17 protein-coding genes and 1 pseudogene are annotated in these 19679 nt (G+C 72.1%); 9 read left to right on the forward strand and 9 right to left on the reverse strand.

Features of this window, described 5'->3' with window-relative positions:
- The first annotated feature begins 737 nt into the window (after window positions 1–737).
- Complete coding sequence (locus tag ABD120_RS29010; protein ID WP_343953322.1) at window positions 738–1607, forward strand: LysR family transcriptional regulator; 870 nt, start codon at window positions 738–740, stop codon at window positions 1605–1607.
- 90 nt (window positions 1608–1697) lie between these two features.
- Complete coding sequence (gene folP / locus ABD120_RS29015; RefSeq protein WP_425564056.1) at window positions 1698–2522, forward strand: dihydropteroate synthase; 825 nt, start codon at window positions 1698–1700, stop codon at window positions 2520–2522.
- A 3-nt stretch (window positions 2523–2525) separates the two neighbouring features.
- On the opposite strand, the gene ABD120_RS29020 is transcribed toward folP, so the two are convergent.
- Both ABD120_RS29020 and ABD120_RS29025 read right to left on the reverse strand, forming a co-directional pair.
- Entirely contained in the window at window positions 2526–3872 is a 1347-nt protein-coding gene (locus ABD120_RS29020; protein WP_343953323.1) for a sensor histidine kinase, read from the reverse strand.
- A complete protein-coding gene (locus ABD120_RS29025) occupies window positions 3865–4539 on the reverse strand; it encodes a response regulator transcription factor (protein ID WP_343953324.1) in 675 nt (224 codons plus the stop codon). The genes ABD120_RS29020 and ABD120_RS29025 overlap by 8 nt, the downstream gene beginning before the upstream one ends.
- A 423-nt stretch (window positions 4540–4962) precedes the next feature.
- Between ABD120_RS29025 and ABD120_RS29030 the strand changes: the two genes are divergently transcribed.
- From ABD120_RS29030 to ABD120_RS29045, 4 genes are all read left to right on the forward strand, one after another.
- Window positions 4963–6072 (forward strand): LolA family protein, encoded by a 1110-nt coding sequence (locus tag ABD120_RS29030; protein ID WP_343953325.1) that lies wholly within the window; start codon window positions 4963–4965, stop codon window positions 6070–6072.
- Window positions 6069–7016 (forward strand): ABC transporter ATP-binding protein, encoded by a 948-nt coding sequence (locus ABD120_RS29035; RefSeq protein ID WP_343953326.1) that lies wholly within the window; start codon window positions 6069–6071, stop codon window positions 7014–7016. The genes ABD120_RS29030 and ABD120_RS29035 overlap by 4 nt, the downstream gene beginning before the upstream one ends.
- Window positions 7003–7944 (forward strand): ABC transporter permease, encoded by a 942-nt coding sequence (locus tag ABD120_RS29040; protein WP_343953327.1) that lies wholly within the window; start codon window positions 7003–7005, stop codon window positions 7942–7944. Before ABD120_RS29035 ends, ABD120_RS29040 begins: the two co-directional genes overlap by 14 nt.
- 259 nt (window positions 7945–8203) lie before the next feature.
- Complete coding sequence (locus ABD120_RS29045) at window positions 8204–8674, forward strand: hypothetical protein (RefSeq protein ID WP_343953328.1); 471 nt, start codon at window positions 8204–8206, stop codon at window positions 8672–8674.
- Here the strand turns inward: ABD120_RS29045 and ABD120_RS29050 are convergent.
- The 3 genes from ABD120_RS29050 to ABD120_RS29060 are packed head-to-tail and all read right to left on the reverse strand — an operon-like array spanning window position 8668 to window position 10857.
- A complete protein-coding gene (locus ABD120_RS29050) occupies window positions 8668–9399 on the reverse strand; it encodes an ABC transporter ATP-binding protein (RefSeq protein WP_343953329.1) in 732 nt (243 codons plus the stop codon). The genes ABD120_RS29045 and ABD120_RS29050 overlap by 7 nt on opposite strands.
- Window positions 9400–9401: 2 nt before the next feature.
- Window positions 9402–10190, reverse strand: a complete 789-nt coding sequence (locus tag ABD120_RS29055) for an ABC transporter permease (RefSeq protein ID WP_343953331.1) — start codon at window positions 10188–10190, stop codon at window positions 9402–9404.
- A complete protein-coding gene (locus ABD120_RS29060) occupies window positions 10183–10857 on the reverse strand; it encodes an ABC transporter permease (protein WP_343953332.1) in 675 nt (224 codons plus the stop codon). The genes ABD120_RS29055 and ABD120_RS29060 overlap by 8 nt, the downstream gene beginning before the upstream one ends.
- Window positions 10858–11131: 274 nt before the next feature.
- On the opposite strand from ABD120_RS29060, the gene ABD120_RS29065 reads away from it, so the two are divergent.
- Window positions 11132–12091, forward strand: coding sequence for an alpha/beta hydrolase (locus tag ABD120_RS29065; RefSeq protein ID WP_343953333.1), 960 nt, complete (start codon window positions 11132–11134; stop codon window positions 12089–12091).
- Between the two features lie 29 nt (window positions 12092–12120).
- On the forward strand, window positions 12121–12936 hold the full coding sequence (locus ABD120_RS29070) for a siderophore-interacting protein (RefSeq protein WP_343953334.1): 816 nt from the start codon (window positions 12121–12123) through the stop codon (window positions 12934–12936).
- A 5-nt stretch (window positions 12937–12941) separates the two neighbouring features.
- On the opposite strand, the gene ABD120_RS29075 is transcribed toward ABD120_RS29070, so the two are convergent.
- Both ABD120_RS29075 and aceA read right to left on the reverse strand, forming a co-directional pair.
- Window positions 12942–14615: a TROVE domain-containing protein gene (locus ABD120_RS29075; RefSeq protein ID WP_343953335.1), complete on the reverse strand. Its 1674-nt coding sequence runs from the start codon at window positions 14613–14615 to the stop codon at window positions 12942–12944.
- 520 nt (window positions 14616–15135) lie between these two features.
- Complete coding sequence (gene aceA / locus ABD120_RS29080) at window positions 15136–16416, reverse strand: isocitrate lyase (RefSeq protein ID WP_343953336.1); 1281 nt, start codon at window positions 16414–16416, stop codon at window positions 15136–15138.
- Between the two features lie 237 nt (window positions 16417–16653).
- On the opposite strand from aceA, the gene ABD120_RS29085 reads away from it, so the two are divergent.
- Window positions 16654–18123: a helix-turn-helix domain-containing protein gene (locus ABD120_RS29085; protein ID WP_425564055.1), complete on the forward strand. Its 1470-nt coding sequence runs from the start codon at window positions 16654–16656 to the stop codon at window positions 18121–18123.
- A gap of 142 nt (window positions 18124–18265) precedes the next feature.
- Here the strand turns inward: ABD120_RS29085 and ABD120_RS29090 are convergent, their stop codons facing one another.
- Together ABD120_RS29090 and ABD120_RS29095 are read right to left on the reverse strand one after the other, a co-directional pair.
- Entirely contained in the window at window positions 18266–19201 is a 936-nt protein-coding gene (locus ABD120_RS29090) for a glucosyl-3-phosphoglycerate synthase (RefSeq protein WP_343953337.1), read from the reverse strand.
- Window positions 19202–19541: 340 nt separating this feature from the next.
- Window positions 19542–19679 (reverse strand): annotated as a pseudogene (locus tag ABD120_RS29095) (PLP-dependent aminotransferase family protein); the annotation flags it as partial.

Raw genomic sequence — 19679 nt, forward strand, 5'->3', positions numbered from 1 at the left:
CGCGGGCGGGCCGGGTGGCGCCGGGTATGCCGTACCGGGGCCGGGCGCCGAGTAGCCGGGGCCGGGCGTCGGGTAACCGGGGCCGGGTGGCGTGACGGGCGCGGGGTGGCCGGGACCGGGTGCCGCGACGGGCGCGGCGTGGCCGGGACCAGGTGGCGCGGCGGGTGCCGCGTGGCCTGGGCCGGGGCCCGGGCGGCCGGGCGGTGGCAGATGGCCTTGACCGGGCAATGGGTGGGGCGCCGGGGTGTGCGGGGCCGGAATACGGTCCCGGGGGTTCGGCGGTGGGGGGAGGTGCGCGTGCGGGCCACGGCTTCCCGGAGCCTGGGCGCCGGGGTGCGGCGGAGGGGGAGACGGCACACCGGGGGGCGGCGGGGCCGGGAGGCGCGGGGTCGTGGATCGCGGCGGCGCAGGCCGCTGCGGGTGCCGGAGGTCGTCCGGCTGACCTGCGGCCTCGTCGTAGCCGGGCGGCGGCCAGGGAAGGGAGGGCGGCAACTGCGGTTGGTCCTGGCCCTGAGGCCGTGGCGGATGCTGACCGTTCCCTGTCACCCAGTTCCCCCAAGCGCCGGATGCCGGCAATCCCGACGACCATTCCGGACCTTTGCCGAATTTGGGGCAGAAGCATACTGATTTATCACCCGTCACGGATGTCGCCTTAACCGGCTACGCTCTGAAATCAGTCGAGGTGATCTCCGCTATGTACCGGACCGCGCCGGGCGCCGTGTCCTAGTTTTCTGAGCATGAATCTGCAGCAGCTCCGCTATGTGGTCGCAACTGCGGAGCACCGGACCATGACCGACGCGGCCAGATCGCTGTTCATCGCGCAACCCGCACTCTCACGCGCGATCCGGGATCTGGAACGAGAACTCGGCATGACGCTCTTCTCCCGGTCCGGACGCGGAGTCTCGGTCACCCCGCAGGGCCGCCAGGTGGTCAAGCTGGCAAGACAAGCCCTGGAAGCCGTCAAGGAGATCGAGGCGCTCGCCTGCCACGGCGGCTACGGCACGGCGGAACTCCGCATCGCCGCCACCCCCAGCCTCGAAGCCGGTCTCGCGGGCCGCCTCCTGCCCGCGTACGCCGCCATGCACCCCGGCGTCCACGTGCACATCGTCCGCTGCGACGGCCGCGACGCCGTCGTCGCCGCCATCAGGGACGACCGCGCCGACCTCGGCCTCACCGACCTGCCCGTCCCCGCCGACCTGGTCACCCACCCGCTGGAGCGGCAGGAGATCGTCCTGGTCTCCCCGCCCGCCCTCGACCTGCCCAGCCCCGTGCCGGTCACCAGACTGGACGGCATGCGCCTGGCGCTGCCCGCGCGCGGCAGCCTGCTGCGCAGGGAACTCGACGCCCTGTTCACCCGCTACTCCGTCAGCCCCGCCGTCGTCCTGGAGAGCGACGAGCGCGACGGGCGGCTCGGCGCGGTCCGCGCGGGACAGGCGTCGCTGCTGTGGTACCGGGTCATGGCCGAGCAGGCGGTCCGCGCCGGACTCGTCGTCCGCTCGCTCGACCCCGCCGTCCGGCGGGTCATCGCCGTCGTGCACGCCCGCCGCCGCCTGCCGCTCATCGCCCAGGACTTCGTCGCGACGGCGGAACGGGAGCGGGCCGCCTAACATCGGGTTCATGGACCATCTCGTGCACGCGCCCCGCCGCCCCGAACCCCCCGCCACACGGCAGGACGGCGAGGTGCGGCCCGCGTGAGCGTGTTCCGGCTGGGGGAGCGGACGTTCGGGCCGGGGGAGTACGCGGTCATGGCCGTGGTGAACCGTACCCCGGACTCCTTCTACGACAAGGGCAGGACGTACGGCTTCGACGCGGCACTTGAGGCCGTCGGCAGGGCCGTCGCCGACGGGGCCGACATCGTCGACATCGGCGGCGTGAAGGCGGGCCCCGGCGACGACGTGGACGCCAAGGAGGAGATCCGCCGCGTCGCCGACCTCGTGGCCGCGGTCCGCGAACGCCATCCCGGCCTGCTGGTCAGCGTCGACACCTGGCGGGCCGAGGTGGGCGAGGTGGTGGCGGCGGCCGGTGCCCACCTGCTCAACGACACCTGGGGCGGCGTCGATCCCCGCCTCGCCGAGGTGGCCGCCAGGTACGGCGCCGGCCTCGTGTGCGCCCACGCGGGCCGCGCCCGGCCGCGCACCCGCCCGCACCGCGTCGCCTACGACGACGTGGTGGCCGACGTGGTCGCCTACACGGTCGACCTGGCCGAGCGGGCCGCGGCGGCGGGCGTGGCCAGGGAGTCGATCCTGATCGACCCGGCCCACGACTTCGGCAAGAACACCTTCCACTCGCTGGAGGTCAGCAGGCGCCTGGTGGAGATGAGCGCGACCGGGTGGCCGGTGCTGGTGGCGGTGTCCAACAAGGACTTCGTCGGCGAGTCGCTCGGCGGGCTGCCGGTCGAGCAGCGGCACGCGGGCACCATCGCCACGCTCGCCGTCTCCGCCCTGCAGGGCGCCCGGGTCTTCCGGGTCCACGACGCGGGCTCGGCCAGGCGCGCCCTCGCCGAAACCGCCCGCCTGCTCTGACCGTCACCGTACGGGCCGGAGTTCGACCACCACCCGCAGCCCCGGACGGGCGTCCTCCAGATGCACGCGCCCGCCGTGGGCCTTCACGGTCTCCCGGACGATCGCGAGCCCCAGCCCGGCGCCCCCCTCGTCGCGGCTGCGGCCGGAGTCGAGCCGGGTGAAGCGGTCGAACACCCGCTCCCGGTCCTCGGCCGGGATGCCGGGGCCGTCGTCGGTGACGGTCAGCACCCCGTCGGCCGTCAGCACCACCTCCACCTTCGTCGAGGTGTGGCGCACGGCGTTGTCCAGCAGGTTCGTCAGCACGCGGCTCAGATCCAGCGCGTCTCCGCGCACCACGACCGGATCGCAGAAGGCCAGGTGGGCCTCGCCGTACCGCTCGACGCTCTGACGGACGACCTCGTCCAGATCGACCGGCTCGCGGCGGCCGGGCCGGCCGCCGCGCTCGTCGAGGCGGGCCAGCGCGAGCAGGTCCTCGGCCAGGCGCGACAGGCGCAGCGTGTCCTCCAGGGCGCCCTCGGCGGTCTCCTGCCAGTCGGCGCCCTCCGGGTGGCCGAGCGCCACCTCCAGTTGCAGCCGGATGCTGGCGACCGGGCTGCGCAGTTCGTGCGCGGCGTCCGAGACGAGGGCGCGCTGGCGCTGCTCGGCCTCCTCCAGGCGGGCGAGCATGTCGTTGAGGGTCGTGGCCAGCGCGTTCACCTCGTCGTGCGCCTGCGGCACCGGCAGGCGCCGCGACCGGGCCGTGTGCGTGATCTCGGCCGCGCCCCTGCGCAGCGCGTCGATCGGGCGCAGTGTGCGGCCCACGATGATCCAGCTCGCCGCCGCCAGCAGCACCAGCAGCACCGGGGTGCCGACATACAGGACGTTCACCGCGACCTGGAGGCTCTGCGCGATCTCGCCGATCGAGCGGGCCGCCAGCACCGTGCGGCCGTGGTCGGCGCTCACCGCGACCACGCGCAGCGGGCCGGAGATCGCGTACGGGCGGCCGTCCAGGTCGACGGCGCCGCCGCCGCGCAGCGCCCGCTCCCTGGCGGCGGCGTTCAGCAACGGCACCAGCCGGTCGGCGCCGTACGTGACGTCCGTGATGCGCCCGTCCTTGTCGAGGACCTGCACGATCGTGCCGTCGTTCGTGACGATCGGCGCCGGCAGCCGTCCCGTGTCGGCCTTGACCCGAACCTGCTGGGCGTGCTGCTCGATCGCCCGGTCCACCGTGCCGATCAGCGCCCGGTCCAGGACCGTGAGCAGCGCCACCGCCGCGACCGCCAGCGCCGCCGCGAGCACGCACGCGGCCACCATCGTCAGCCGGAACCGCAGGCCCTGCCGCCGCCACCAGGCGAGCGGGGTGTCAGCCACCGTCGCCGGCCAGGCGGTAGCCCGCGCCGCGCACGGTCTGCAGCGCGTTCCTGCCGAACGGGGCGTCGACCTTGCGGCGCAGGTAGCCGACGTACACCTCGACGACGTTCGGGTCGGTGTCGAAGGTGTCCCAGACGTGCTCCAGGATCTCCGTCTTCGACACGACCTCGTCGCTTCTGCGCATCAGGTATTCGAGCAGGGCGAACTCGCGAGGGGTCAGCTCGATCTGGTTCTCGCCGCGCTCGACCCGGCGGCGGGCCGGGTCGAGGGACAGGTCGCCGGCCGAGAGCACGGCCGGGCGGCGGCCGACGTCGCGCCGCAGCAGGGCGCGCAGCCTGGCGACGAGCACGACGTAGGAGAACGGCTTGGTCAGGTAGTCGTCGGCGCCGAGGTCGAGGCCGTCGGCCATGTCGTACTCGCCGTCCTTGGCGGACAGCATCAGGATCGGAACCCAGTTCTCCTCGGCGCGCAACTGCTTGCAGACGTTGTAGCCGGACAGCCTCGGAAGCATGATGTCGAGCACGACGATGTCGTAGTCGCCGTTCCTGGCCAGGTGGAGGCCCTCTTCGCCGTCGTGGGCGAGGTCGACCGCGAATCCCTCCGCCTGGAGCCCCCGCCGCAACGCGGCCGCCATCCGCCGTTCGTCCTCGACCACCAGAACCCGCATGCCGGGCAGTCTAGAGAATCGCCGCTGAGAGCCCTCTCAGCGCCTTCTCGCCGCGCGGCGCCGGAGAACCCCCCTGGGCCCTGAACGGCCGGTGGCGCATGACAGGGCGAGGCCGGGGCAGGGGCGCGCCGCGGGAGGGCCGAGGGAGGTGGGTGACGGGCGGCGTCGCGGAGGGGTGGGGGAGCGGGGCGTGGCGCGGGAGAGGCCCGGGGCGGGCGGCGGCGGGGCGCGTGGGCGGGGGCTGGGCCGTACAGAAGCCGAAAGAGGGGCAGAAGCAGAAGCCGGAAAGGGGCGCCGTAGCAGAGACCGGAAAGCCCGCGCTGAGAAGGCTCTCAGTGCCTCTCAGCGTCGGCTAAGGGAGCGCATCGCAGGCTTGGGGCGTCGAACGTAGCGTAAAGGAGTGAAATGCGTAGAGGAACGATCGTGAGGTGGGGGGTCCCGATCGCGGCGGCCGCCGTCATCGGGGCGGCGGTTGGCGCCGGTCCGGTCATCGCCGCCGTCAGCGGCGCCCCCGCCCTGCCCGAGCGGACGGCCCAGCAACTGCTGGCCGACGCCGCCGCGGCCGCCAGCTCGAAGGGGCCGCTGCCGATGTCGGGGACCGTCCAGCTCACGGCCTCCCTCGGCCTGCCCGCGCTGCCGAGCCAGGAGGGGATGGGCGCGTCACCGCTGTCGCTGCTGTCCGGGTCGCACGAGGCGAAGGTCTGGTACGGCGACAAGGGCCGCATGCGGATCGCGCTGCCCGGCCAGATGAGCGAGACCAACGTGATCGTCAACGGCGACCAGTCCTGGTTCTGGGAGAGCGGCACCAACACCGCCACCAGGATCCGGTCCACGGGGGAGGCGGACCACGGCCGGCCTGAGACGCCCGCCTCCGCCGTCACCCCGCACGAGGCCGCGGCGCAGGCGCTGGCGAAGGTGGACGCCGACACCGCCGTCTCGGTCACCAACACCGCCGAGGTCGCCGGACGGGCCGCCTACCAGCTCGTGCTGACGCCGAAGCCGTCGGCGTCGCTGGTTCGGGAGGTGCGGGTGGCCATCGACGGCGAGAAGTTCATGCCCCTCCAGGTGCAGGTCTACGCCAAGGGCTCGGCTGAGCCGGCCTTCCAGGTGGGCTTCACCGAGGTGACGTTCACACCGCCGGCCGACGAGAACTTCACCTTCACCCCGCCCTCGGGCGCGAAGGTGAAGGAACAGGACTTCTCCGAGCTGAAGAAGTCCTTCGGCCCGAAGGACGGCGAGGCGGCCGCGCAGGAGGCGGCCAAGGAGTCGAAGGTCGTCGGCAAGGGCTGGACCAGCGTCGTGGTCATGCCGTTCAAGCTGGACCAGGCCGCTGAGCAGGGCGACCAGAAGCAGGCTCAGGGGCAGGCGGTCACCGACGCGGTACTCGGCGCCGCCACCCCGGTCAGCGGCACCTGGGGCTCCGGCAAGCTGCTCAAGACGAAGCTGGTGTCGGCGCTGCTGACCGACGACGGCCGCCTGCTGGCCGGAGCGGTCGCACCCGACGAGCTGTTCAAGGCGGCAGGCATCAGGTGACGACCATCGTCGAGTTCGAAGCGGGGGCGCCCCACGGGGCGGCCCCGTCCCCCGCGCTGACCACCAAGGGCCTGACCAAGCGCTTTCGCGGCGGCCAGGTCGCCGTGGACGCGGTCGACCTCAGCGTCCCGCGCGGATCGGTGTACGGCTTCCTCGGGCCGAACGGCTCGGGCAAGACCACCACCATCCGCATGCTGCTGGGTCTCGTCGCGCCCACCGATGGCGAGTACACGATGCCGCCGCTGGCCGGAGTGGGAGCGCTGGTGGAGGGCCCGGCGTTCTACCCGTACCTGTCCGGCGAGGCCAACCTGCACCGCCTCGACGCCGCCGATCCGACCGCCTCCGGCCGCACCGCCCGCGCGCGGGTCGGCCAGGCCCTCGATCGGGTCGGGCTGTCGGCCGCCGCCGGCAAACGCTTCCGCAACTACTCGCTCGGCATGCGCCAGCGGCTGGCCATCGCCGCCGCCCTGCTCGGCCCGCGCGAACTGCTCGTCCTCGACGAGCCCACCAACGGGCTCGACCCGCAGGGCACCCGCGAGGTGCGCACCCTGGTCAAGGAGATCGCGCAGGAGGGCACGACCGTGTTCGTCTCCTCCCACCTGCTGGCCGAGGTCGAGCAGATGTGCACCCACGCGGGCATCATGCGCACGGGCAAGCTCGTCGCGCAGGGCACCATCGCCTCGCTCAGCGGCGGACGGGCGGCGCGCATCAGGATCGAGACGCCCGACGTGGCCGACGCGGCGCGCGTCCTCGGCGCCCTGGGGCTCGCCGACGTGCGCGCGGGCGGCGACGTCACCGCCGAACTCGGCGGCCACGCGCCGGAGAGCGTCAACGCGGCGCTGGTCGGCGAGGGCGTCGCCGTACGCGGGCTGTCCGTCGTACGGCCCAGCCTCGAAGACGTGTTCGTGGGACTGACAGGAGAGGGCTTCGATGTCGACGGCTGACACGGACACCCGGCGCACCCCGGGGCTGGTCCCCGTCGCTGAGACCCGGCGCTCGGCCGAGCACGGGCCGCTCGCCCCCGAGACCCTCGTCCCCGCGGCGCCCACGAGCGCGCCGGGGGCGTTCTGGCGGCTGCTGTCGTCCGAGCTCTCGCTCACCTTCCGCCGCCCGCGCAACCTGGTCATGCTCGGCGTGCTCGCGCTGGTTCCCGTGGCCTTCGGCGTGGTGCTGCGGCTGATGACCGGCGAGGACGCCGACGGGCCCATGGCCGCCCTCCTGGAGGCGACCGCCGCCAACAGCCTGATGCTCACGTTCGCGTCGCTGAGCATCCTCGTGCCGATGCTCCTGCCGATCGTCGTCAGCGTCGTCGCGGGCGACTCGATCGCGGGCGAGGCCGCCACCGGCACCCTGCGCTACCTGCTCGCCGCGCCCGCCGGGCGGGGGCGGCTGCTGGCCGTCAAGTACCTCAACGCGGCCCTGTTCGGCCTGGCCGCCACGCTCGTGGTCACGCTGACGGCGCTGGCGGTGGGCATGCTGCTGTTCCCGGTCGGGCCGGTGACGCTGCTGTCGGGGAGCACGATCTCCGTCGCCGACGGGCTGCTGCGGGTCGCCGTCGCGGTCGGGTACGTCGCGGCCGGCATGGCCGCGCTCGCCGCCGTCGGCGTGGCGATCTCGACCATGACCGAGATGCCGATCGGGGCGATCGCGACCACGTTCGTGCTGATCGTCGTGGTGACGGTGCTGCGGGCGGTGCCGCAACTCGACGCGGTGCAGCCGTTCCTGCTGCCGTCGCACTGGGGCGGCTTCGACGCGGCCCTGCGCAGCCCGGTGGGCGACATGTCGGGCGGATTGCTGGCGTTCGCCGCCTACATCGGGTTGTTCTACTCGATCGCGTGGGCGCGCTTCTCCGGCAAGGACATCACCTCCTGACCCTGCGGCACAGCTCACCCTGAACTCCACCGGGACGGTCACCCGCGCGGCCGGGGGCGCGCGCGGGTGACCGCATTCCCGTGGGCCGTGTCGCAGGGTGGCGTGCGGCCGGCCGGGTCCTTCACACTCGCGGGCATCGAGAGCCCCCGAACGCTCGCCTGAACGCGAACGAGCGCCGTGGGAATCCTCGAACGTGCGGCCCTGGATCGCCTGCACCCTTTGTCGCTAGTGTCGATGCCGACCGCGTGGACTTGAGGTGATGGCTTTGCGGCACATCGGTGGCTTGCTCATCGGACTGGTGGTCACGGCGTGCGTGGTGGGAGGCGGCGGCTGGGCGGTTCAGCAGGCGATGGCGGAGAGCGCCGCGAGCCCACCGGGCGGTCAGCGGCTCTGGATCGCCCTCGGCGCCATGGCGGCGGTCGGCCTGGTCGTCGGGCTCGTCACGGCGGGCCGGGTCTCGCCGGTGGCGGCCTTCGTCCCCTCGATGGCGCTGCTCGCCTGGACGGTCGTGTACGCGCTCGACAGCGGCCGGGCGCTGTCGCTGGTCCCCGACCAGCCCTCGGCGTACTGGCTGGTCAGGCAGGCGGCGGCGGGTAGTGAGGTGCTGCTCACCAGCGGCGTGTTCGCCCTGCTCGGGGTCGCGCTGTTCATCCCCGTGCTCGTCCCCTCGCGCTGGGTGCGGCGGGAGGACGACGACTACGAGGCGACCCCGGAGGGCTCCTACTACTGAGCCGTGTAGAGGCGGGTGACGACCTCCTCCAGTGAGCTCTCGCCCGCCAGCAGGTCGTCGAGGGTGCCGTCGAAGGCGAGCGCGCCCCTGTCGATGACCATGACCCGGCGGCACAGGCGTTCGATGTCGTCGAGGTCGTGGGTGGTCAGGAGCACGGTGGTGCCCCGTTCGGCGTTGAGGCGGCGCAGGAAGTCGCGGATGCTGTTCTTGCTGACGACGTCCAGGCCGATGGTGGGCTCGTCGAGGACGAGCACCTCCGGCGCGTGCAGCAGCGCGGCGGTGAGGTCGCCGCGCATGCGCTGGCCGAGGCTGAGCTGGCGCACCGGTGTCCTGAGGAAGCCGGACAGGTCGAGCGTGTCGATCAGTTCGTCGAGTCGTTCGCGGAACGCCTTGCGATCTACTTTGTAAAGGAGCCGGACGAGTTCGAAACTGTCCTTCAGCGGCAGATCCCACCACAGCGTCGTCCGCTGCCCGAAGACCACGCCGATCCGCCGCGCGACCTTGATGCGCTTGCGCGACGGGTCCAGCCCGGCCACCCGTACCCGGCCCGAGGTGGGGGTGAGGATGCCGCACAGCATCTTGATCGTGGTGGACTTGCCCGCGCCGTTGGGCCCGAGGTAGCCGACGAACTCGCCGGCCCCGACGGTGAAGGACAGCTCCCGTACGGCGTGCACGACCTCGCGCCGCACCTTGAAGGAACGTCCTGCGCGGTCTAGTTCGATCATCGTCAGCTCCCTGTCGATCGGTAACGGCGAAGGCCCTGGCGCCAGGCCAGCGCGGCCGCGCCCGCGAGGACGGCGGCGGCGACGGGCCCGAGGAATCGCATGAACTCGGGGGTGCCGAGCGGGTCCGGCACGCCGAGGACGTACAGGCCCGGCTGCCAGTTGACGAAGGCGAGCGGCAGCGCGTAGGTGACCCCGCGCACCACGTCGCCGCCGTAGACGGACAGCGGATACTGGGTGAGCCAGCCGGCGCCGTAGGTGAAGGAGTTGCCCACCTCCGGCGCGTCGGTGAGCAGGAACTGCAGCGCCCCGGCCAGCGTCCACAGCGCGGAGAAGATCACCACGCCGCACCCGATCATCACCGGGACCATCCAGAGGCGTTCCCAGGGCAGGTCGAGGGCGGCGAGCGCGTAGACGAGCACGATCGCCGCCTGGAGCACGCGGCCGATCCGGGTGGGCATGAACCGGTCGGTGGCCATCTGGATCCAGGGGCTGACCGGCCTGATCAGCATGGTGTCGAAGGTGCCGGCCTTGATGTGCTGGCTGAGCCGGTCGAGGTTGCTGACCAGCAGGTCGCACAGGCAGAAGGCCAGGTTGGCGGTGCCGTACAGGAACAGGACCTGCTCGCGGTCGAAGCCGGCCAGTGTCGTGGTGTTGGCGAAGATGACCAGGATGGCCGCGACGTCCAGACCGGCGAGGACGAACCCGACGACGACCGTCAGCGCGAACGAGACGGGATATGCGGCGGCGGCGCGGGTCCAGGTCCACACGAGCAGCGTGTACGTCCTAACCACCCTGGATCACCACCTTGTGGCGGATGAGCCGGGTGCCGAGCGCGCCGAGGGCGAGCAGCGCGGCCGCCCACAGCGCCTGGGTGCCGAGCGCCTGCCAGATCTCGGTCTTGCCGAGGTAGACGTCGGCGGGGATCTGCGCCATCGCCGCCCACGGCAGCATGGCCGCGAGGTCGCCGAGGAAGCCGGGGAACAGCCCGAGCGGCAGGATCAGTCCGCTGAAGAACGTGGTGAGGACCATGGACAGGGTGTTGACGCCCCGGTCGTCGGCGAGCCAGCACACCGACAGGGCGACGAGGTAGCGCCAGGCGAAGCTGACGACGACGGCGAGCAGGAAGCTGGCGGCCAGCGCGCCGAGGTCGGCGGGGGCGACGATGCCGAACAGCAGCGCGCCGATCAGCATGGGCGGCACGCCCCGGACGAGGAACAGGTAGCCGGCCCGGCCGAGGTCTTCGGACAGGGCGCTGAGCTGCAGGGACGCGGGGCGGACGAGGTCGAGGGCGATGTCGCCGGTGCGGATGCGCTCGGGGATGGACAGGCCGCCGCCGAACAGTTGCATCGGGCCGATGAAGGCCTGGGTGATGAAGCTGAAGGTGACGGCGTCCGCCACGTCGTAGCCGGCCAGTCCGGGGCTGGCCGTCCAGAGGGCGATGAGGACGTAGGCGCGCATGATGCCGAAGACGCTGTTGGTGAAGGCGCCGGCGAGTGCGGCTCCGACGTAGGTCGCGTGTTTGCGGAAGCCGTATCCGGCCAGCCGCGCGTAGAGAGGGAAGGTTTTGCACCTCCGAGGGTGAGGGCACGACTACAGCCCGTGTCCATGAAGGCGCACGGGTGGCTTGTCGGGCGGTGGATCAGAAAGTATGGGCGGCGCCGACGGCGCTCCGCAAGGCGATTGACGCGGGTGGAACGTTGTTCCGGCGGGAACGTACCTGATGGAGGCCGGTATGCCCATCGACAGGGACGTGTTTCCCGACTACCCCCTCAGCTGGCAGGCGCGTGCTCTGAACGGTCTGCTGCGCGGCACGCTGAAGCCCGCCTCCAGTCTGCTGTTGCGGCATCGGGTCGCCATCGACGCGGCCGCGCGGCTGCGCGGGCTCGGCCGCCTGGTCCCGGTACGTCCGCCCCCGCACGTCAGCGTCGCACGGGAGGAGTTCGGCGCGTGCGGTGGGGAGTGGGTGCGGGCCGGTCGCGGCCTGGACGAGGGCGGCGCGGTGCTGTACTTCCACGGCGGCGGTTACTTCTCCTGCTCGCCGCGCACGCACCGGCCGATCACCTGGCGGTTGTCGGCGGCGGCGGGGCGCCCGGTACTGGCGCTGGACTACCGGCAGGGCCCCGCGCACCGGCTGGCCGGGTCGCTGGCCGACGCGATGGGCGCCTACGACCTGCTGCTGGCGGGTGGCCGGGATCCGGGGGGTGTGCTGCTCGCGGGCGACTCCGCGGGCGGCCATCTGGTGCTGGCGGCGCTGCTGGCGTTGCGGGACGCCGGTCGGCCGATGCCCGCTGCGGCGATCTGCCTGTCGCCGTGGGCGGATCTGACCGATTTCGTCCGGGCGAACGGCTGGCGGGATCCGCTGCTGCCCGAGGGGCGGGTGCGGTGGCTGGCGCGGCAGTGGACCCTGGGGCTGGATCCGAGCGACCCGCTGGTCTCGCCGGTCAACGGCGACTACACGGGGCTGCCTCCGCTGATGATCGTCACGGGATCGACGGAGGTGCTGCGCGACGAGGCGCGCAGGGTCGCGCTGAAGGCCCGCGCCGGGGGTGTGCCGGTCGACTACGAGGAGTGGCCGCGCATGCCCCACGTGTTCCCCATCCTGGCCGACGTACTGCCGGAGGCCCGCCTGGCCTTCCGGCACATGGCCGCCTTCGTGGAGGCGGTCTCGGACGGCCGCCGCTCCGTAAGGTAAGTTAGGGTTACCTAACTTAAGGAGTGGGCATGGCGAAGAGCGAGCACCGGGCGACGGTGCTGAGGACCGAGCGGATCACGCCGCACATGATCCGGGTGGTCGTGGGAGGGGACGGGCTGGCCGAATTCGCCACCGAAGGGCTGTGCGACCACTACGTCAAGCTCGTCTTCCCGCACGAGGGTGTGGAGTATCCGGAGCCGTTCAGCGTCGAGCACGTCCGGGCGAGCATGCCGCGCGAGTTCTGGCCGCGCCTGCGAACGTACACGGTGCGGGCCTGGGATCCGCAGGCGCTGGAGCTGACGCTCGACTTCGTCCATCACGGCGACGAGGGGCTGGCCGGGCCGTGGGCGGCGGCCGCGCGGCCCGGCGACGTCGTGCACCTGCTCGGGCCGGGCGGCGCGTACGCTCCCGACCCGGCCGCCGACTGGCACCTGCTGGCCGGTGACGAGAGCGCGCTGCCCGCCATCGCGGTCGCCCTGGAGCGGCTGCCCGGCGGCGCGCGCGTGCACGCCTTCGTCGAGGTCGAGGATCCCTCCGAGGAGCAGAAGCTCGACCAGCCGGTCACCTGGCTGCACCGCCGGGGCCGCCCATGCGGGCAGGCGCTGGTGGAGGCGGTGCGCGCCCTCGACTTCCCGGACGGGGTGCCGCACGCCTTCGTGCACGGCGAGGCGGGTTGTGTGCGCGAGTTGCGCCGCTACCTGCGTGTCGAGCGCGGCATCCCGCTGGAGCGGCTGTCGATCTCGGGCTACTGGCGGCGCGGCGCCGACGACGAGTCCTGGCGCGCGGTCAAGCGGGACTGGAACGACGCGGTCGAGGCCGAGGAGAGCGCCGCCCTCGGCCGGTGATCCTTTCAGCGGACGAACGCGTTGACCACCATCGGCAGCGACGCGTCCAGCCCGGCGACGTTGAGGACGCCCGCGTCCTTCGGGTCGCCGATCGAGTGACCGCCCGCCGTCATCGCCGCCACCACCACGCGCGCGTCGCCGGCGACGGCTCTCCGATAGGCGTCGAGCGCCTGGGAGGCGTGCCGGCCGCCGGCCCAGGTCTCGTTGTCGGTGAACACGACGATCCCGTCGACCGCCATCCGCTCACGCCGGGCCCACTCGAACGGCAGCGCCAGGTCGGTGCCTCCGCCGGACGGGCGCCACCGGCCGATCTCCCGCAGGTTCGTCCTGGGCGTGACCTTGGAGGCGTGCACGCGCGTGTCCACGTCGATGACGTGGACGTTCCCGCGCTCGATCCGGGACAGCATGACCGCCATCGCGCAGCCCACCTCGTACGGCGAGCCGATCTCCGAGCCGCCGACCACGACGGGGGCGCCCCAGCGGGCGCTCATGGACCCGGAGGAGTCCACGGCGACCAGCAGCCGCCTGCCCGAGGGCTCGACGGCGCCGAAGGACAACTGGTACGTCTCCTCCAGCGCGTCCAGGACCGCCGGGACGGGGGTCCAGGTCTGTGCCTCGGCGTGCGGGTTCGGCCGTGACCTGCCCGAGCCGTACACGCGCAGTGCGAGGAAGGCGTCCATCGGGTGGATGCGGGCCTTGAGCAGCGCGTCGCGGTCGGTGAGCCGGGCGACGGCACGCCGGGTCGCCTCCGTCATGGGGCGGAGGGTGCCGATCCTGGTCATCCGGGCCAGGTTGCGGATGAGCGCGGTCATGCCGACCGTGTCCACCAGCGCGTCCCACACCCGGTGCTCGCGCAGCATGGCGTCGGGCAGGAACTCCCAGGGGACCCGCTCCTCGGTCACGACGCGGACGGCCTGCTCGACGGTGGTGACCGCCTTCGCGGTCAGGAACCGGTCGATCGCCGGCAACTCCTCGCGGGCCACGTCGTCGGCGACGTTCCCGGCGATCCAGCCGAACAGCGTCGCGCGCTGGGCGGTGTCGGCCTTCGGGTGGGCGATGCGCAGCGCGTCGCGCAGGTCGAACGCCTCGCCCTGCGGTGTCTTGCGCTGCCGCGCCTTGACCGCCTTGAACGCCACCGCGTCCGCCTCACCCTCCAGGAACCACGAGCCGAGCGCCGAGCGCAGCGAGCGGCCGGCGCGCGGCGCCGTACCCCGTGCCGTCGGCTTTCCGCCGAGGTTCTTGTAGTAGCCGAAGAACTGGGCGAGATGGTCGGTCGTGCGCGCCACCTTCGGCAGCGCCGCCTTGGCGGCCCGGCGGGTGGCGGCGTCGCCGTTGGCGTAGCACGCGGCCAGCGCGAACAGCGCCGGACGCGGTTTCGGGGCGCGCGGCGGCCGGGCGGTCGAGATCTCCGTCAGCAGTTCGACGACGCGCGGGCCGTCCACGGCGACGGCCTCGAACAGCACGGCGGCGTTCGCGGCCGTCAGCGCGGCCTCGCCGACGTAGTAGGTGCCGCCGGTGGTGCCCAGGATCAGGAAGTCCTCAAGGCGGCTCCACACGTCCTTGGCGAAGACGTATCCACCCGCCGCGTTGCGCACCTGGCCGGTGCGGCCGGGCAGGGGCCGGCCCTGCGGGGTGGCGATAGCGGAAACACCGGCGAGGGGATCCCGGTCGCGCGCCATACTGCTGTCTCCTTCGCGGAATCTCGATCCGTGTATGCGCGGATGTGAATGTGCGGACCGGTCTTTACGGGTGCTGCCGTTTACACCACTTATGGGGTTCAGCCATAAGGCGGGACTCGAACCCGCACCTCCGTGGCGATAACCGATCCGCTTCGACCCGCCCCGGTCGTCATACCGATGAACGGTGTGGTCCGGAACGGACACGGATGTGTGACGGCCGCCAGTTTGAGCGCTCTGCCGACTGAGCTACCGGCCTGAACAGCCGGGCAGGACTCGAACCTGCGACCTCTCGCACCCGAAGCGATAACTGACGGACTTCGACCCGTGCCCGCACCGAAACGCACCGGGTACGGAAGGAGATATCCATACCCGCTTCGAGCGAACTGGCTGAAGAAGGGGCTTTGCTGTTCGAAACCGTAGCATGATCGATCTGGCGGGCGAATTCATTTTCCGCGCGGACGTCACCTCGCGAAGAAAGGCCCGCACCAGAGGTGCGGGCCTTTCTTCGCGGCTGCGCGGTCTAATGGAACTGCTCCTCCTCGGTCGAGCCGCGCAGGGCGGTCGTCGAGGAGTCGGGCGCGATGGCGGTGCCGACCAGGTCGAAGTAGCCGGTGCCGACCTCGCGCTGGTGGCGGGTGGCGGTGTAGCCGAGCGACTCGGCGGCGAACTCGGCCTCCTGAAGGTCCACGTACGCCGTCATCCCCTCGGCCGCGTACGCCCTGGCCAGGTCGAACATGCCGTAGTTGAGCGAGTGGAAGCCCGCGAGCGTGATGAACTGGAACTTGTACCCCATATGCCCGAGTTCTCGCTGGAACTTGGCGATCGTGGAGTCGTCCAGGTGCTGCTTCCAGTTGAACGAGGGCGAGCAGTTGTAGGCGAGCATCTGGTCCGGGTACTCCGCCTTGATCGCCTCGGCGAACTCGCGGGCCACGTCCAGATCGGGTGTGCCGGTCTCCATCCAGAGCAGGTCGGAGTAAGGGGCGTAGGCCAGGCCGCGCGCGACGCACGCCTGCACGCCGTTGCGGACCCGGTAGAAGCCCTCTGCGGTGCGTTCGCCGGTGGTGAAGTGCCGGTCGCGGGGGTCCACGTCGCTGGTCAGGAGCGTCGCGGCCTGTGCGTCGGTCCGCGCGATGATCAGTGAGGGGACGCCGAGCACGTCGGCGGCCAGGCGGGCGGCGTTGAGGGTCTTGACGTGCTGGCCGGTGGGGATCAGCACCTTGCCGCCGAGGTGGCCGCACTTCTTCTCCGACGCGAGCTGGTCCTCCCAGTGCACGCCCGCCGCACCGGCGGCGATCATGCCCTTCATGAGCTCGAAGGCGTTGAGGACGCCGCCGAACCCGGCCTCGGCGTCGGCCACGATCGGGGCCAGCCAGTGGGGCGCCTCGACGCCCTCCGACCAGGTGATCTGGTCGGCGCGCAGCAGCGCGTTGTTGATGCGGCGCACGACCGCGGGCACCGAGTTGGCCGGGTACAGCGACTGGTCCGGGTAGGTCTGCGACCCCAGGTTGGCGTCGGCGGCCACCTGCCAGCCGGACAGGTAGATCGCCTTCAGTCCGGCCTTCACCTGCTGGACCGCCTGGTTGCCGGTGAGGGCGCCCAGGGCGTGCACGTAGTCCTCGGTGTGCAGGAGGTTCCACAGCCGCTCGGCGCCGAGCCGGGCCAGCGTGTGCTCCTCCTGGACCGAGCCGCGCAGCCGGATCACGTCCTCGGCGCTGTAGGACCGCTCGACGTGCTCCCAGCGGGGGTCGTGCTCCCACCCGTGGCGCAGGTCCTCGGCCGCTCCCTTGAGGCGATCGTTCATCGCTCACTCCTTTGTCGTCCCCTGGGGCCTGTAAGCGAGTGTGTGCCCCGTCCGGGCGTCCTCAGTAGGCCAGCACTAGAAGAAGAACGATGAAAGTTAGCTGAAAAGTAACTACTGGCGAGTATTCAGTGAAGAAGAAATCCACAATTTTCCTGTTGGCCTAGACCAATCCGAGCGCGCTCAACGATCCGGCCGAGGCACTAGAAGAAGGAGAGTTTTTCTGTCTAAGCTCTGGTCATGGCCTCGCTGGTGCGCGAAGAACCGCTGTCTTTGACTCAGGAGCTCGATCTCATCGCTTTCGGGCAGCGACTGCGCCATCTGCGCAAACAGCGCGGGCTCACCCTCTCCGACCTCGGCGAGCGCGTCAGCCGCGCGCCCAGCCAGCTCTCCCTGCTGGAGAACGGCAAGCGCGAACCCAAGCTGTCCCTGCTCAAGTCGCTCGCCGCCGCGCTCGGCGTACCCGTCGAGGAACTCCTGCGCCGCCAGGCGCCCAACCGGCGGGCACAGCTGGAGATCCTGCTGGAGGAGGCGCAGCGCGACCCCGTCTACGCCGGGCTGGGGCTGCCCCGGCTGAAGGTCTCCGCGCGCGTGCCCAACGACGTGCTCGAACACATTCTCGGCCTGTACGGCGAGCTGCGCGCCAGGCAGGCCAGGGGCACCGCCACCCCTGAGGAGGCCCGCGCCGCCAACGCCGAACTCCGCAGGCGCCAGCGCGAGCTCGGCAACTACTTCCCCGAGATCGAGAAGTCGGCGGCCGAGGCGCTGTCGGCCGTCGGCTACCGTACCGGCGCGCTGTCGCAGTCGATGGTCCAGGCCCTGGTCACCCACCTCGGCTACACCGTGCACACCGCCCAGGACCTGCCGAGGTCGGTCCGCTCGATCACCGACCTGCGCAACCGGCGCATCTACGTCAAACACGAGCAGCTCGGCATGCACACCCCGCGCACCATCCTGCTGCAGACGCTCGGCCACCTCGCCCTCGGGCACGACCGGCCCCGCGACTTCGCCGACTTCCTGCGGCAGCGGACCGAGGCCAACTACTTCGCCGCCGCCGTCCTGGTGCCGGAGCGGGCGGCGGCGCCGTACCTGCGCGAGGCCAAGCAGGACCGCGCGCTGTCGGTCGAGGACCTGCGGGACGTCTTCGCCGTCTCCTACGAGATGGCGGCGCACCGCTTCACCAACCTCGCCACCCACCACCTCGACCTGGTGTGCCACTTCGTGCGCAACGACGCGGGCGGCATCATCTACAAGGCCTACGAGAACGACGGCATCGTCTTCCCCGCCGACGAGCAGGGCGCGATAGAGGGTCAGCGGATGTGCCAGCAGTGGTCGGGGCGGCAGGTGTTCATGTCGCCCGACCGGTTCTCGGTCTTCTACCAGTACTCGGACTCGCCGACCGGGACGTACTTCTGCGTGGCCCACGTCGATCCGTCGCGCGAGCGCGACTTCGCGATCACGCTGGGGGTGCCGTACAAGGAGTCGCGGTGGTTCCGGGGACGGGAGACGACGAGCAGGACCAAGTCCAACTGCCCGAACGGCGACTGCTGCCGCCGCCCGCCGGCGGAGCTGGCGGAGCGGTGGGAGGGGTACGCGTGGCCGTCGGCGCGGGCGAACTCGCACGTGCTCGCCGCCCTGCCGCCGGGATCGTTCCCGGGGGTGGACGAGGCGGACGTCTACAGCTTCCTGGACCGCCACGCGGCGCGCTGACGCCTGCCACGCGCCGACGTCCGCTGCGTGGCCGCCGCCGTCGGCGCGGACCATCCGTTACGGCAAGCCGCCCACCCGCCTCCCGCCGCACTCCGGCCGAGGGCCTCCAGGAAGACGCTCCTCCCCGATTCGGCCCCCGCCGTCACGCCGAAAACGGACGGAGGTCGTCCATGGGTGGCCGCTCCGCCACCGACACATCCCGATTTTTCATGACATGGCCGGTGTTCGTCCGCCGGAACTGCGTCAGATACGGCGACGGCTCCGCCATCGGCGCGATCTTGCCCTGGCGGGCCAGGCGCGACCACGCGGTGAGCATGATCTGCGCCGCCATCCCGCCCAGCGCCTCCGTCGACTGGTGCGAATGCTCCCGCGTCCCCAGATCCACCTGCGCGAGCGCGTCCAGCCCCGCGAGTTCGAGCAGATCGACCAGCAGCCCCAGTTCGACCCCGTAGCCCGTGACGAACGGCACCTTCTCCAGGGCCGCGCGCCGCCCCGCGTACTCGCCCGCCAGCGGCTGGACGAAGCCCGCCAGCTCCGGCCAGTGCAGGTTCAGCAGCGGCCGCGCCACCAGTTCGGTCACCCTGCCGCCGCCGGTGGGAGCCCCCAGCAGCGGCCGGTCGTAGCAGCCCTTCACGTACACGAGCGCCGGGTCGCTCAGCAGCGGCCCCAGCAGCCCGCCCACCATCGCCGCCCGGAAGCCTCTGACGTCGGCGTCCGCGAACACCACGATCTCGCCGGAGGTCACCGCCAGCGACTTCCAGAGGGCCTCGCCCTTGCCGTCCAGCGGCTTGAGCGTCGGCAGGATCTCGTCCTGGGCGTACACGGTCGCCCCGGCCCGCGCGGCCACGGCGGCGGTGTCGTCCGTGGAGCGCGAGTCGATGACCACGACCTCGTCCACCACCGCCGACAGTTCCCCGAGGAGCACCCGTACGATGTCGCCGACGGTCTCGCGCTCGTCGCGCGCGGGCAGCACGACGCTGACCGACGTCCCGCCCTTGGCCTCGACCAGGCGGGCCGGCGGCCAGTCCGCCGCCGAGTAGGTACGGCGATGCCACCAGGACTCCACCTCAGGCAGCACGCGACCTCCCCCGTCAACCGATCCCTCCCAGCTTACGGCGCGAAGAATGTACGGAATGTCGGTGAGTGCCGCCCGGCCGGAGCACGCCCCTGCGGCCGGTGCCGTCGCGCCCGGCCCGAATCACGTGTCAAGGAGCGGGTGCCAAACGCTCGCCGAGCGGGATGTGCGGCAGCAACTCCATCCCACGCGTGGGCGGTCTGCTGTCGCTGCGCGGCAGCGTCGGGACCGCCGACCTCGCCAAGGCGCTCGGGCTCGGCGCGCTCGTGCCCAGGCAGCGCCGGTCGCTGCCGCTGTGCCCCCTGCGGGAGCCCGCCCTCGGGCTACGGGAGGCGCGCCCGGTCTACTCGGCGAGGAGGTCGTCGGGTGACGACCGCGCCAGTCCGGCGAGGGTGGCCAGCGCGCGGGCCAGCGTCTCGGCCGGGGGAGAGGCCAGGCCGAGGCGGACGGCGTTCGGCGCGCGGTAGCGGCCGACGGCGAA

It is taken from the genome of Nonomuraea longicatena (assembly GCF_039525605.1).
Classification (GTDB): Bacteria; Actinomycetota; Actinomycetes; order Streptosporangiales; family Streptosporangiaceae; genus Nonomuraea; species Nonomuraea longicatena.